Origin of the sequence: Corynebacterium matruchotii (assembly GCF_011612265.2) — a bacterium.
GTDB lineage: Bacteria > Actinomycetota > Actinomycetes > Mycobacteriales > Mycobacteriaceae > Corynebacterium > Corynebacterium matruchotii.
Window position 1 is genome coordinate 817,468 of the sequence record NZ_CP050134.2, and the last position, 13,854, is coordinate 831,321.

Consider the following 13,854-nt stretch of genomic DNA (forward strand, 5'->3'; position numbering starts at 1 on the left):
TCGGATCATGGCCTATCAGCCCTTCACTTTCCATGATCGAGACATAAGGAAAATGATGGATACCAACCCCCAGACCGCTAAGAAGGCAAAGAAGGCGAAGTCGCGTCGGAAACTGCGCCGCATTCTTGCCAGCGCCTTGGCACTCGCCATAGGTCTGACTGCCACTGGCGTTTTAGTTAATGCCTTAACTCCCACCGCACAGGTCGCTACCGCGCAGCCTGACGAGCAAGCACTGATCCAACAGGGCAAGGACCTGTACGATGTTGCCTGCGTCACCTGCCATGGCACCAATCTTCAAGGTATTGAGGGCCGCGGTCCCTCACTCATCGGCGTGGGTTCCGGTGCCGTGTACTTCCAGGTGCACTCCGGCCGCATGCCTATGCTGCGCAATGAAGCGCAGGCCGCTCGTAAAACCCCTCGCTACACCGAAGCCCAGACCCTTGCCATAGCCGCCTATGTGGCGGCCAATGGTGGCGGCCCGGAAATCGTGTATAACGAGGACGGCACCGTAGCCCAAGAATCGCTACGGGGTGCAAATTATGATGGCAAGATCAACCCCGCGGATGTGGCCCGCGGATCCGATCTGTTCCGCCTGAACTGCGCTTCGTGCCACAACTTCACTGGTCGGGGTGGCGCATTATCCTCCGGTAAATACGCCCCCTACCTGGATCCGGCCAATGAACAGGAAATTTACCAGGCCATGTTGAGTGGCCCCCAGAACATGCCGAAGTTCTCGGACCGGCAACTGTCCGCCGACGAGAAGAAGGACATTATCGCCTTCATTAAGTATTCGAAGGAAAATCCCTCCCCAAGCGGCTGGGACCTTGGCGGTATCGGCCCGGTGGCTGAAGGCATGTTTATGTGGCTTGTCGGAATCGTGGTCCTCGTGGCCGCCGCTCTGTGGATTGGATCGCGCTCATGAGTAAAAATGAAAAAAACTATAGCGACAAAGACTTAAATGGCATGTCAAACGGTGAGCTGGCGCGCCTGGGCACCGAGCTTGACGACGTGACCGTTGCCTATCGGAAAGAACGCTTCCCGATTGATAATGACCCGGCGGAAAAGCGGGCGTCTCGGGCGGTGGCCCTCTGGTTGGGCATTGGTGTACTGTCCGCCATCGCGTTCTTGGGTGTCTATATCGCCTGGCCGTGGCAGTATAAGGGCCTGGGTGATGAGGGGGTGACCCTCTACACCTTCTACACCCCGTTGTTGGGTATTACCGCTGGTCTTGCCATATTGTCCCTGGGCTTTGCGGTGGTCTTGTATGTGAAGACCATTATCCCGGAGGAAATAGCGGTACAGCGGCGGCACGATGGTCCCTCGTCCGAGGTAGATCGTCGTACCATCGTGGCGTTGCTCAATGATTCGTGGGAAACCTCCACCTTGGGGCGTCGTAAAGTGCTCCAGGGGCTGTTGGGCATGTCGGCGGTGCTGGTGGGCCTGGTTATTGCCGCGCCGCTTGGTGGCATGATTAAAAACCCGTGGAAGGCCGGTAAGCTGGGCATTCAGGGGGATGGTACGCTGTGGACCTCCGGTTGGACCCTGACGGAAAAAGGCGTCAAACTGTACCTGGGTCGAGACACCGGCGCGCTGGCCGTCAAGCATGAAACGGATGCCGGCGAGCACTACAGCACCCAGGGTGTTACCCGCCTGGTGCGGATGCGGCCGGAGGACCTGGCCGCCGCCGCCATGGAGACCGTGTTCCCCCTGCCAGAAGAGGACGTGAACGATGGGGATCTCTACGATCCCACCCGCGACGTATACGAAACACACATGCATTCCATTCATGGTCCCCGTAACGCCGTCATGTTGATTCGTCTCCGTTCCTCGGACGCCGCTAAGGTGGTTGAACGCGTGGGGCAGGAAGATTTCCACTTCGGTGATTACTACGCCTATTCGAAGATTTGTACGCACATCGGTTGCCCCACCTCGCTGTATGAGGCGCAAACCAACCGGATCCTGTGCCCCTGCCACCAGTCGCAGTTCGACGCATTGCATTACGGCAAGCCGGTGTTCGGCCCCGCCGCCCGTGCTTTGCCACAGCTGCCGATTACCGTTGATGAAGACGGTTACCTCGTCGCCGCGGGTAACTTTGTGGAACCCGTTGGCCCCGCATTCTGGGAGCGTAAGTCATAATGAGCACCAAATTAGCCGAAATCGGCAATAATATTGATTCGCGGTACACCGCTGCTGCGGGTATTCGCCGCCAGATTAACAAGGTATTTCCCACCCACTGGTCGTTTATGCTCGGTGAGATTGCGCTCTATAGCTTTCTCATCCTGCTGCTGACCGGTGTCTACCTCACACTCTTCTTCGACCCGTCTATCACCAAGGTCATCTACGATGGTGCGTATCTTCCGCTGAATGGCGTGGAGATGTCCCGGGCGTATGAGACGGCCTTGAACCTGTCCTTCGAGGTGCGCGGCGGGCTCTTTATCCGCCAAATGCACCACTGGGCTGCGCTCATGTTCATGGTGTCCATGACCGTGCACATGCTGCGCATCTTCTTCACCGGGGCGTTCCGGCGCCCGCGTGAGGCCAACTGGATTATCGGTTGCGTGCTGTTGCTGCTGGGCATGGCCGAGGGCTTCATGGGCTACTCCCTGCCGGACGACTTGCTGTCCGGCGTGGGCCTGCGCATCATGTCCGCCATTATCGTGGGCCTGCCGATCATCGGCACCTGGATGCACTGGCTCATCTTCGGCGGGGATTTCCCCTCCGAACTGATGTTGGACCGTTTCTATATCGCCCACGTGCTGATTATCCCGGGCATTATCTTGGGCCTGATCGCCGCTCACCTGGCGTTGGTGTGGTACCAGAAGCACACCCAATTCCCCGGGCCGGGTCGCGCCGAAAATAATGTGGTGGGCGTGCGGATTCTGCCGCTGTTCGGCATCAAGGCCGCCGCGTTCGGGTTGATTACCGCCGGCGTGTTGGCACTCATGGCCGGGTTGACCACGATCAACGCGATTTGGCTGCTGGGTCCCTATAATCCGGCGCAGGTGTCTGCCGGTTCGCAGCCCGACATTTACATGCTGTGGACGGACGGTTTAGCCCGGGTCATGCCGGCATGGGAGCTGTATTTGGGTCATTACACTGTGCCTGGGGCGTTCTGGGTGGCAATGCTGGCCGGCCTCATGGTGGTGTTGCTCATCGCCTATCCATTCATTGAGGCGAAGATTACCGGGGACACGGCCCACCATAACCTGTTGCAGCGGCCGCGGGACGTGCCGGTGCGGACCTCGCTGGGCATGATGGGGATCGCCTTCTACTTCCTGGTGACCCTCTCGGGCGGCAACGACCTGTTCGCCTACCACTTCGGGGTGTCGCTGAACGCCATGACCTGGGTGGGTCGCATTGGGCTCATTGTGCTGCCGCCGTTGGCCTACTTTGTGACCTACCGGATCTGCATTGGGTTGCAGCGCTCCGACCGTGAGGTGCTGGAGCACGGCATTGAGACCGGCGTGATTAAGATGATGCCGAACGGTGCGTTCGTGGAGATCCACCAGCCGCTGGGCGAGGTGGATGAGCACGGCCACCCGGTGCCGTTGTCGTACGCTGGTGCGCCGGTGCCGAAGCAGATGAACCAATTGGGCTTCTCCGGCCATCCGGGTCGGGGTGTCTTGACGCCGGATCCTGAGGATGTGGCCCGGAAGGCCGCCGAGATCGAGCATGAGAATCATCAGGAGGAGTACGAGATGCTCCAGGCCTTAAATGAGGCTAATCGGGAGGCCGATGAGGAGAACAAGAAATCCTAAAATAGCCAATTAGCGCTTAAGAAAATAGCCACTGCCTTCGATGGTGGTGGCTATTTTGCTGTCCCGGTTTTGGGCCGTTTTAGCAGACCTAATAACTTAAGAATCCGCAAATAATGACTTTGATCGGGTGTCGTGGCAGCCCAGATGCTAGCCTTTCGACGCCTAAAGCGGGAATTACCTGCGGATTTTCGGTGAATTTTGTAGATATTCTGGACCTGCGGGTGCCATTGCTTTGTCGTGGTCATGAGCTAGGCGCTGCGGTGGGGGACCAGGGTTCAGACTCACAGAATCTGTTTCTAGTGTTACTAAAGTTGCTAAAGTGACTGGTGATAAAGACTTTTCCGGGTAATCCCTTAGGGGTAGGGCGGGGGTATGGTGGGGAAAAATCGCCCCTATTTGGGTCAAAGAAAACCCCCTGTGACATAGATTACATTAATTAAGTTTTGAGCCCCTGGGGTGACTATTTTCATACGGGGCAAACCCCTAGGGGTCTGATGACTTTTATTATTCGAGCAGGTTATTGCCCATTTTCATGTCATTTTCAGCAATGTATATTGGTGGCACTAATTGTTTAATAATCGTTAAGGTTTATATTAAATTACTTTAGTAACGACTTGATAACGGTCAAAACGGCCAAAATGAATGGACATAGGTTAAAAAAATTTCGTAACCTATTTGAGACAAATTCAGCCAGAGAAAAGCCGAACTGGTTAACAGGGTTCGTGTTAGACAAACTCTGGTTCCGGACCATATACCGGTACACCAAGAATCCCGGCATTGGTAGGCAACATAAACAGTATTGGAGATTCATCCGTGGCTAAGCACCGTCGTCAAGGCAAGAAAGTGGTACGTAACACCGCAGCAGTCACTGCAACTGCTGCTGTCGCTACGCTGACACCCATGGCTGCTCATGCAGCAGAGGTAGTGGTTCCTGGTACCGATTTCCGTATGGATGTCCAGGGGTTAGAAAGCGTTCAGGGTCTTGCTAACGTCCCCGGGGTGGACAATTATGTTCCCTCCCTCAAGGGGCAAGGTGGCACGGACTTTGCGGCAGCGATTGCTAACCCTCAGGCACAGCCCTTCCAAACCCAGTCTGTAGGAGAGTCGATCTTGGCAGCAGCTCGTTCCAAGATAGGCTCCCCTTATGTTTGGGGCGCAACGGGGCCGAACGCATTCGACTGCTCGGGCCTGACCACCTGGGCATATAACCAAGTGGGCAAGAAGATTCCTCGTACCTCGTATGGGCAAGCAGCTGAAGGACAAAAGGTTTCGCGGGAAAACCTGCAACCTGGTGACATTGTGGTCTTTTATTCTGGCGCCTCTCACGTCGGCATTTATGCCGGCAATGGCAAGGTCGTGCACGCGGTCACGCAGGGCACCCCCTTGCAGGAAGCACCGATGGACAACATGCCATTCCATTCCGCAGTGCGTTTCTAACTCAACTTAGTGCGACGTAAAAGCTGCCCCCCAACCATGAGCATCGGGAGGCAGCTTTTATCTATTCAATTACCCCACCAGCCACTCTCGTAACAATTCACCTGGGAAAACACCGTAACCAGGTGTTTTACTATATACTACTTCAGATTTTATCCAGTTTTTATAATTGTCGAGGTTTCTTGTGCGTGCGTTCCTTGCTGCCTTAGGCACCATCATTACCCTTTCCGTCCTTCCCATCGCGGCCCAGGCAGAAGACGTTGACCAGCTTATCCGCACCATGGATGAGCTTTCCCATCAAACCAACGACAAAAACGAAGCGGTAAAACACAAGGAGGACGAGGTAAAGGCCGCCGAGGACGAGGTGAACCGGCTCACCGGTGTGGCCCAAGATACTGAGGCTGTTGCTAGAACCGCCGAGGAGTCCGAAAAGGCCTTCCAAGCCGAAGTGAACCGCATTGCCGGCGCCAAATATCGGGGTGTGGCCATCGACCCCATGTCGAAGATTTTCGGGGCCCATAATCCGCAGATTGCGATCGACCAGACGGCCTATATGGCAACCATTACGGCCCAAACCGAAGAGGCCGTCGCAAAGCTTGTCGACGCCACCAAGGTGGCGAAAGACGCCCGCGACGCCGCCGCTAAGGCTGTCGAAGACGCCAAGCAGCACAAGGCCAACCTAGAGGGCGAACGCGACAACCTCACCCGGGAGCAGGAAGAGCTCAAAGGCAAAATGAAAGAGCTCATGGACAAGGTCAACGGCCTCAGCCCCGCCGACCGGGCCAAGTGGGTGGCGAAAAACGGTCCCATCGACTACAGCATTGCCGGACTGGTGGGCGCCAACCCCATTGGTATGAAAGCCCTAGAGATCGGCATGACCAAGATCGGTGCTCCCTACGGTTGGGGCGCCGCCGGACCTGACGTATTTGACTGCTCCGGTTTAGTGCTCTGGTCCTACGCACAACAGGGCATCACCGTGCCCCGCACCTCCCAGGCCCAAATGGCCGGCGGCACCCCCGTCAGCCGCGAAGAACTGCAACCCGGTGACGTGGTTGGCTTCTATCCGGGTGCCACCCACGTCGGTATCTATGCCGGCGACAATAAGATCCTGCACGCCTCCGACTACGGCATCCCCGTGCAGGTGGTGAACATGGATTCCATGCCCTACTACGGTGCCCGCCGCTACTAACCTGCGGTAGGTAACCCATGCGAGTCCTACTGGTCACCAACGATTTTCCGCCTACCATCGGCGGTATCCAGTCGTATCTCCGCGATTTCATTAGTACCCTCCCACCGCAGGATGTTGTGGTGTTTGCCTCTACCCAGGACACCGCCGCGGCCGCCAACTGGGACGGTCAGGCGGCATACCGGGTGTATCGGTGGCCGCGTCGCATCATGTTGCCCACCCCGGCCACCGTCCGCCGCATGCGGCAGATCATTCGTGCCGAAAACATTGATGTGGTGTGGTTCGGTGCCGCTGCCCCCCTCGCCCTCATGGCCCGGGCCGCCCGCGCCGCCGGCGCCCGCCGCGTTATCGCATCCACCCACGGGCATGAGGTGGGTTGGTCCATGCTGCCCGGCGCCCGCCAAGTGCTGCGCGTTATTGGCAGCCACTGCGATGTGGTCACCTACATTTCCGACTACACCCTCAGCCGGTTCCGGGCCGCTTTTGGTGAGCCTACCTTCGAATGGTTGCCTTCCGGGGTGGACAGTCACCGATTTAGCCCGCTTTCTGCCGCCCAGCGTCAGGCTGTGCGTTCCCAATTGGGTTGGCGGACTAGTGGGCACTATGTGGTGTGCATTTCCCGCCTGGTGCCCCGTAAAGGCCAGGATCAACTCGTGCGACTCTGGCCGGATGTGCTCACCCACTTTCCCGACGCCACCCTCGTCATTGTTGGTGGTGGCTCCCGTCGCTTCACCGCCCGGCTTCGGCGACTCGCCGGAAACCTCGCCGACGACCGCATCGTTTTCACCGGCCGGGTGGGGGAGGAGTGCATGTCCCACATGCTGCATGCCGCCGATGTATTTGCCATGCCCTGCCGCACCCGCGGCGGCGGCCTCGATGTTGAGGGTCTGGGCATCGTGTACCTCGAAGCCCAGGCCGCTGGCATTCCCGTGATCGCTGGCCGCTCCGGTGGGGCGCCGGAAACCGTCATCCCGGAATCCGGCATTGTGGTTGATGGCCGCAGCCAGCAAGACATCCTGGCCGCCCTCATAGCCTTGTTGTCCGACCCGAAGCGCCGCCGTGACATGGGTTGGCGGGGGCGCAGCTTTGTGGAACGATCCTGGACCTGGGAACGCATGGAGGCCCGGCTTCGGCGCATTCTGGCTGGGTCGGAAACCTAGTGGGAGACCCGATAGGGAATGTGGTGGCGAATAGGAAGTTTGAGGCATTGATCGGTATAATCAGCCCTTGATTCTTCTATCTTATTAATCACAAGGCGGGTTTTATGTCTACTCCAGTCACAATTGGTTTTGATATCGGCGGAACCAACATGCGGGCTGGGGCAATCACCGAAGCCGGAAACATTATTGATTCCACCGCCACCGAGGCGCCCCATGACGCTGACGAGCTGCAAGAGGGCATTGTCCGCATTGTCAATAAGTTCCGTGCTGACCACTGTATCGGCGCTGTGGGGTTGGCCATTGCTGGCTTCTTGGACCCCGACTGTGAAATCGTTCGATTCGCCCCACACCTGCCATGGCGTGACCGCCACGCCCGTGCTGAATTGCAGGCTGCGTTGGGGGTTCCGGTGCGCCTCGAACACGACGCCAATGCCGCGGCCTGGGGTGAATACAAATTCGGCGGGGCCCAAGGCCACGACAATTGGGTGCTTTTCGCCTTGGGAACCGGCATCGGCGCCACCCTTATGCAGGACGGGAATATATACCGTGGTGCCTTTGGCACTGCTCCGGAATTCGGCCACATACAAGTGGTTCCGCATGGTAGGCCCTGTGCCTGCGGGAAGCGGGGCTGTTTGGAACGCTACTGCTCCGGCACTGCCTTGGAACAAACTGCCCGGGAGCTCTTGGCCGATAACCCCATCACCACCTCCATACTGTCCGACCACCCGGAACTTACCGGGAAAACCGTCATGGATGCGGCCCGCCAATCCGACCCCATCGCTACCGCCGCCGTCACCAGCATTGCCGAATGGCTCGGGTTGGCCCTCTCCATGGTGGTTGACATTCTTGACCCCGGCATGATCCTTATCGGCGGGGGTATGTCCGCCGACCATGATGTGTACTTGCCGCAGGCCACCGAGATTATGGCGGCGAATATTGTTGGTTCGGGATACCGGCCTGTCCCCACGGTCTCTACCGCTAAACTTGGTGGTAATGCCGGTATGATTGGTGTTGCCGATCTAGCCCGACAACTATTCATAGACAAGAACCAACAAAAATGAGGGGATCACAGAGTGACAAATAACTGGTATTGGGCATTTAAAAATGTGTTATTGGGGCCGTTTTTGCGGGTGTATAACCGTCCCACCATTGATGGGGGCTCCAATATTCCTACCATTGGGGCCGCTATCCTCGCATCCAACCATCAATCCGTCATGGATTCCTTTTACCTGCCGCTGCTGTGCCCCCGGCAAATTACCTTCCCGGCCAAGAGCGAATACTTCACCACCCCGGGTATCGTCGGCAGGCTGCAAAAATGGTTCTACACCTCGGTTGGTCAGGTTCCGCTTGACCGGAGTTCTGCCAAGGCTGGTGAGGTACTGCTCACCGCCGCCCGGAATATTTTGGACAGAGGGGAGCTTTTCGGCATTTACCCCGAGGGCACCCGCTCGCCCGACGGCCGGATTTATCGGGGTAAGACCGGGGCCGCCCGTGTGGCTATTGCTACCGATGTGCCGATCATTCCCATTGCCATGATCGGCAGCCGCAACGCCAACCCCATTGGCTCCTGGGTGCTTCGCCCCGCGAAGGTCCGGATTCGGGTTGGGGCACCCATTTACCCCCGCGAATTTCTCCGCGAACGTGGCTTGGGTGAATACGAGGGGGCCCGAGCGCTCACCGATCATATTATGGCCACGCTGAGCGAACTCAGCGGCCAACCTTATGTCGATCTTTATGCTGCTGACGTGAAAAAATCCCTGGCTGCTGGTAATGGTTACCCACCCGTCCCATAGCACGTTATCGCTGTGATCCTATCGCAGTCTCGTAATGATCCCGCCACGGCCTTGGTGCGGCTTATCTGACGATACCTACCACCCCCATCAGATAGCATCTATGTCATGCTTAATGGTAGAAATGTGAATGACCGGTGCGGCGTGAGATCCCTGCTCACCCCGCCATTCTCATTATTTGTACAGCGAAAAGGATAATTCATGACTCAACCCACTGGGGCTAAAAAGGTGCGCATGGCGTGGCCTGATGTCGCCCGGGGTGTTTCAATCCTAGGAGTAATGACCCTTCATGCCACCCTGGAGGTGCCCGGAGGACTAGACACTCCCATCGCCAAAGTCAATGAATTCATTGCTACTCTGCGTATGCCACTGTTTTTCATGGTGGCAGGTTTTTTCTCCGTAAAAATTTTCAAGTTTTCCTTCTGGGAATTATTCCGGAAACGCCTGTGGTTCCTCCTCGTGCCCTACCTGTTTTGGGCACCAGTGGAAATGATCCTCGACCGTCATAAGGCCTGGGTAGTTCAGGAAATCCCGTTGCCGGAACCAATGTTTTATGTGGACTCCGTGTACTACGCCCAAAACATGTATTGGTTCCTGTGGTCGCTCATGCTGTTCACCATTATTTTGTGGGCGACGAAATGGCTTCCGTGGATCGTTCAGCTGCTCATTCCCGCGATCGTTATCGCCGCCTCACCGTGGCTGCTGCTTGCCGGCAACCTGGTAATGCCTCGCATCATTGCCTACCTGCCGCTATTCCTATTGGGGGCTTACCTCAGGCCGCATATCACTAAGTTTGCCGACAACGCCCTCCATCCGTGGGTTGCCATCACCTCTACCATGCTGGCCTTGGTGTCGTTCCAGCTTTATGCCCTCCCATTCGACGGCCCATGGCGGCCGGCTCTCAACGTTATTGTGAGCCTCGTTTATCTTCCCTTTGGGGTAACCGTTGCGATCCTGCTGTCCAAGGTTCCCATGGTTGGCGAAGGCCTGAAACGCATTGGTCGGCATACGCTGGTCGCATACCTTGGTCATCCCATCGCGCTCATTGTGTTTTTTGGTTTCTTTTTCGTCAACCGGGACAATGGTTTCAACCCCGAGGCCACGAATTTTATTGATACTCCCTTGTGCTGGGTCATTATCAATATGGGCTTCTGCGCCATCGGAACTATCGCCATGTACGGGATTTCAAAAACCAAGCTTTTGGGGTGGACAGTACACCCACCAGCAATTAAACTGCCAAAGGTCACCGTACCCCACTGGCCTCACATTCCCGACATTCTGCGTCGTGGCGTGAAAACCCACGGAACAGCTCAAGGGATTACCCAAAGCGCGCCAGCCTCCACGACCGGATAACTCGATGAGGTAGCAGCACCGATGAAAACCAAAGTACTAGTCACACTGGCCCTCATCGTGGCCTACCTCATCATGGCCATTTTCCGCGTCAACCAGCAGGTGATGGCCCCGGTCATGTGCGCCGCTATCGCCGCCGTGCTTTTCTGGCCAGCCCGGCGCAAAAAGTGATCCCGCAATAATGATTCCCCACACTTCCTTGGTTCTTTTCCTCCCTTCGGTATAAGGCAATGCGCTATTTCTACGACACGGAATTCATCGAAAACGGCTCCACCATCGACCTGGTATCTATAGGCATCGTCGCCGAAGACGGTCGGGAGTATTACGCGGTTTCTACCGACGCCGACCACACCAAGGCCAATAAGTGGGTGCGGGAGCATGTGCTCGATAAGCTTCCTAACCCGTCGAGCCCGCTGTGGCGCAGCCGGGAGCAGATTCGCACCGAGGTGTATGAGTTTCTCACCGCGTCCCCTGGTCGGCCGGAATTATGGGCGTGGATTGGTGCCTACGACCATGTGGTGTTGGCGCAGCTGTGGGGGGACATGAGCTCACTGCCGTCCGATATGCCCCGGTACACACGGGAGCTCCGGCAGTATTGGGAGTTTGCCGGTCGGCCGGCCCTGCCCGTCCAGTCGCGGGGAAACCACGATGCGTTAGTAGATGCGCGGCAAAACCTGCGGCGGTTTCGGATTTGCCACCAGGCGTTGCCGCTGCGGAAGGATAATAAAATCCGGTAAATGTGGGGTTTATCGCTTTCCATGCTAAGAATAGTGATGTGAGTTGGACAGTTGATATCCCCAAAGAAGCCCTCCCAGATCTACCCCCGCTGCCTGATGGAATTCGTCAGCAGTTTGAAGATGTTATATCTCGGGATGCCAAGCAGCAGCCCTCGTGGGATACGCTGCTTGCGCAGAACGTGCGCAAGATTTTAGAGTCTGTCCCACCGATTGTGGTGGCCCCCGAGGTTCGGGAATTAGAGCGGCAGCTTGCCGCGGTGGCCAATGGCGAGGCCTTCTTGCTACAGGGTGGCGACTGTGCGGAAACCTTTGAGTCCAACACTGAACCGCACATTCGTGCGAATGTAAAGACCTTGTTGCAGATGGCTGTGGTGTTAACGTATGGCGCCTCAACCCCCGTCGTAAAGCTAGCGCGTATCGCGGGGCAGTACGCCAAGCCGCGGAGCTCGGACACGGACGAGCACGGGCTGCCCAGCTACCGGGGTGATATTGTGAACGCGGTAGAAGCCGATGCTGAACTGCGGAAACATGATCCGGCGCGCATGGTTCGAGCGTATGCTAACGCCGCGGCGGCCATGAATTTAGTGCGGTCGCTCACCAAGTCGGGTACCGCAGATCTGTATCGGCTAACGGAATGGAACCGGGAATTCGTGTCGCAGTCACCCGCTGGCGCCCGCTACGAAGCATTAGCACAAGAGATCGAACGCGGCCTGCGGTTCATGAATGCGTGCGGTGTGGCGGACGATAGCTTGCGTTCCGCAGATATTTTTGCATCCCACGAGGCGTTGCTTGTGGATTACGAGCGTGCCATGCTGCGGCTGGCCAAGGATGAGAACGGTGAAACCAAGCTTTATGACCTGTCCGCACATCAGCTGTGGATCGGGGAGCGCACCCGGGGTATTGACGACTTCCATGTGAATTTCGCCGCGCTCATCGCCAATCCGATTGGCATTAAGATCGGCCCAACGGTCACCCCCGAGGAAGCGGTGGCGTACGCGGAGAAGCTGGATCCTGACCGGGTGCCGGGCCGGCTGACCATGGTGGCCCGCATGGGGCACGATAAGGTGCGGCAGGTGTTGCCCGGCGTGGTTCGGGCGGTGGAAGATTCTGGGCACAAGGTGATTTGGCAGTCGGACCCGATGCACGGCAATACGTTCACCGCTTCGAATGGCTATAAGACCCGCCATTTTGACAAGGTGATTGACGAGGTGCAGGGCTTTTTCGAGGTGCACCGCGCGTTGGGCACCCATCCGGGCGGCATCCACATCGAACTGACCGGCGAGAACGTGACGGAATGCTTGGGTGGCGCGGAGGACATCACGGACGTGGATCTGCCCGGCCGCTATGAGTCCGCGTGCGACCCGCGGCTCAATACGCAGCAGTCCCTGGAGCTGGCGTTCCTGGTTGCGGAAATGCTGCGCAACTAGTCGTTCGCTGTGTGCTTATTCGCTTGTCGACGCCGTGAGGTAGGCGCGTAGCTCGCGTTCCTCCTCGTCGGTGAGGCCGCTGGTGCCCGGCTGGAAGGTTTGGGCCGCCGCCTGGAGGGTTTCCGCCAGGGGGCGGGTGGTGAGCCCATGGTTTCGTGCCGCCGTGCTGTCGAACACCATGGCGTATTGGAGGTTGGGGTCGGCAAGCCACAAGGGGAGGGATGTGGGCCCGAACCATTGGTTAATGCCGGCCGACAGCAGAGCATCGGTGGGAACCTCCCGGACGGGGATGGGGGAGAGCTCATACACGTCGTTGAGCGTGTGGGCGGGGCCGACCGCGTTGAACACACCCATCACCTGGTGTTCCATGCAGTGGACGATCCAGGCAGCAAGATCGGTAACATCAATCAGGGCCACCGGCATGCGGCGGTCTGGGGCGAGTACCTCCGGGCCGGTGGGGTGGGTAAACCGCCATGGATAGTAGCCGCTGCGGCCGGTGGGGTCGCCGGCGCCGCCGATGAGGCCGGGCCGGATGATACAGGTGGTTTCTGGGGGAAATTGTTGTTCGCACGCCACCTTGGCGGCCGGAAAATTGCCGGGCGTGTCCGCGCCCTCGGGGGAAACCAGGGGGGTGGTTTCATCCCGGTTGGGGTCGGACATGTCGGCATAGACGCTGGCTGAGGACACATACACCCACTGGTTGGTGCAAATATTCGTTATGGCGTCGGCGGCGAAGTCGCGGCTGGTGGTGACATCAACCACCGCATCCCAGGTGATGTTGGGAAGCGTGGCGTAGGCGTCGGGCTGGTTACGGTCGAGCGGGATGAAGGCGCATCCTTGGGGTGGGGTGTCGGTGCCGCGAGCTGCGCAGGTCACGTGATGGCCGCGGCCTGTGGCGGTGCGGGCGATAGTGGAGCTGAGCCAGGCGGTGCCGCCCAGAATGAGGATATTCATGATGTCTACCATGCCAGGTGTGGGCCTGGCTCGGGGCGGATTTCGTGGTGTGCTGCTG

At 58.0% G+C, this 13,854-nt stretch carries 13 protein-coding genes; 12 read left to right on the forward strand and 1 reads right to left on the reverse strand.

The genetic code is table 11. The features are described 5' to 3' along the window. Positions 1–52: 52 nt before the first annotated feature. The 12 genes from qcrC to HBA49_RS03805 all read left to right on the forward strand — a co-directional run bounded on the left by qcrC (position 53) and on the right by HBA49_RS03805 (position 12,842). Entirely contained in the window at positions 53–922 is an 870-nt protein-coding gene (gene qcrC, locus HBA49_RS03750; protein WP_172458865.1) for a cytochrome bc1 complex diheme cytochrome c subunit, read from the forward strand. After that, the gene (qcrA, locus tag HBA49_RS03755; protein WP_005521779.1) at positions 919–2,136 is read left to right on the forward strand and encodes a cytochrome bc1 complex Rieske iron-sulfur subunit; all 1,218 of its coding nucleotides are present in this window, start codon (positions 919–921) and stop codon (positions 2,134–2,136) included. The genes qcrC and qcrA overlap by 4 nt, the downstream gene beginning before the upstream one ends. Then, positions 2,136–3,758 (forward strand): cytochrome bc1 complex cytochrome b subunit, encoded by a 1,623-nt coding sequence (gene qcrB, locus HBA49_RS03760; protein ID WP_005526109.1) that lies wholly within the window; start codon positions 2,136–2,138, stop codon positions 3,756–3,758. Before qcrA ends, qcrB begins: the two co-directional genes overlap by 1 nt. 813 nt (positions 3,759–4,571) lie before the next feature. Beyond that, positions 4,572–5,195, forward strand: coding sequence for a C40 family peptidase (locus HBA49_RS03765; protein WP_005526181.1), 624 nt, complete (start codon positions 4,572–4,574; stop codon positions 5,193–5,195). Positions 5,196–5,376: 181 nt separating this feature from the next. Beyond that, the gene (locus HBA49_RS03770) at positions 5,377–6,381 is read left to right on the forward strand and encodes a C40 family peptidase (RefSeq protein WP_005526304.1); all 1,005 of its coding nucleotides are present in this window, start codon (positions 5,377–5,379) and stop codon (positions 6,379–6,381) included. A gap of 17 nt (positions 6,382–6,398) precedes the next feature. Then, positions 6,399–7,538: a glycosyltransferase family 4 protein gene (locus tag HBA49_RS03775; RefSeq protein WP_005525742.1), complete on the forward strand. Its 1,140-nt coding sequence runs from the start codon at positions 6,399–6,401 to the stop codon at positions 7,536–7,538. 104 nt (positions 7,539–7,642) lie between these two features. Further along, positions 7,643–8,599 carry an ROK family protein gene (locus HBA49_RS03780; RefSeq protein ID WP_005521786.1) on the forward strand — a complete coding sequence of 319 codons (957 nt, stop codon included), beginning with the start codon at positions 7,643–7,645 and terminating at the stop codon, positions 8,597–8,599. A gap of 12 nt (positions 8,600–8,611) precedes the next feature. After that, complete coding sequence (locus HBA49_RS03785; protein ID WP_005526588.1) at positions 8,612–9,331, forward strand: lysophospholipid acyltransferase family protein; 720 nt, start codon at positions 8,612–8,614, stop codon at positions 9,329–9,331. A 198-nt stretch (positions 9,332–9,529) separates the two neighbouring features. Beyond that, entirely contained in the window at positions 9,530–10,681 is a 1,152-nt protein-coding gene (locus HBA49_RS03790) for an acyltransferase family protein (RefSeq protein WP_005521788.1), read from the forward strand. A gap of 21 nt (positions 10,682–10,702) precedes the next feature. Further along, on the forward strand, positions 10,703–10,849 hold the full coding sequence (locus tag HBA49_RS03795) for a hypothetical protein (RefSeq protein ID WP_005521790.1): 147 nt from the start codon (positions 10,703–10,705) through the stop codon (positions 10,847–10,849). Between the two features lie 59 nt (positions 10,850–10,908). Further along, complete coding sequence (locus HBA49_RS03800) at positions 10,909–11,415, forward strand: polyadenylate-specific 3'-exoribonuclease AS (RefSeq protein ID WP_005525585.1); 507 nt, start codon at positions 10,909–10,911, stop codon at positions 11,413–11,415. 38 nt (positions 11,416–11,453) lie between these two features. Further along, positions 11,454–12,842 carry a class II 3-deoxy-7-phosphoheptulonate synthase gene (locus HBA49_RS03805; RefSeq protein WP_034995666.1) on the forward strand — a complete coding sequence of 463 codons (1,389 nt, stop codon included), beginning with the start codon at positions 11,454–11,456 and terminating at the stop codon, positions 12,840–12,842. 15 nt (positions 12,843–12,857) lie between these two features. Here HBA49_RS03805 and HBA49_RS03810 read toward each other — a convergent pair whose 3' ends face one another. After that, positions 12,858–13,796, reverse strand: coding sequence for a Rossmann-fold NAD(P)-binding domain-containing protein (locus tag HBA49_RS03810; protein WP_225866006.1), 939 nt, complete (start codon positions 13,794–13,796; stop codon positions 12,858–12,860). Between the last annotated feature and the right edge of the window lie 58 nt (positions 13,797–13,854).

Excerpts from the sequence above, each read along its gene's own strand:
- qcrC (WP_172458865.1), top strand. The coding sequence starts at position 53 with ATGATGGATACCAACCCCCAGACCGCTAAGAAGGCAAAGAAGGCGAAG.
- qcrA (WP_005521779.1), top strand. The coding sequence starts at position 919 with ATGAGTAAAAATGAAAAAAACTATAGCGACAAAGACTTAAATGGCATG.
- HBA49_RS03795 (WP_005521790.1), top strand. The coding sequence starts at position 10,703 with ATGAAAACCAAAGTACTAGTCACACTGGCCCTCATCGTGGCCTACCTC.
- HBA49_RS03780 (WP_005521786.1), top strand. The coding sequence starts at position 7,643 with ATGTCTACTCCAGTCACAATTGGTTTTGATATCGGCGGAACCAACATG.
- HBA49_RS03800 (WP_005525585.1), top strand. The coding sequence starts at position 10,909 with ATGCGCTATTTCTACGACACGGAATTCATCGAAAACGGCTCCACCATC.
- HBA49_RS03775 (WP_005525742.1), top strand. The coding sequence starts at position 6,399 with ATGCGAGTCCTACTGGTCACCAACGATTTTCCGCCTACCATCGGCGGT.
- HBA49_RS03810 (WP_225866006.1), bottom strand. The coding sequence starts at position 13,796 with ATGAATATCCTCATTCTGGGCGGCACCGCCTGGCTCAGCTCCACTATC.
- qcrB (WP_005526109.1), top strand. The coding sequence starts at position 2,136 with ATGAGCACCAAATTAGCCGAAATCGGCAATAATATTGATTCGCGGTAC.
- HBA49_RS03790 (WP_005521788.1), top strand. The coding sequence starts at position 9,530 with ATGACTCAACCCACTGGGGCTAAAAAGGTGCGCATGGCGTGGCCTGAT.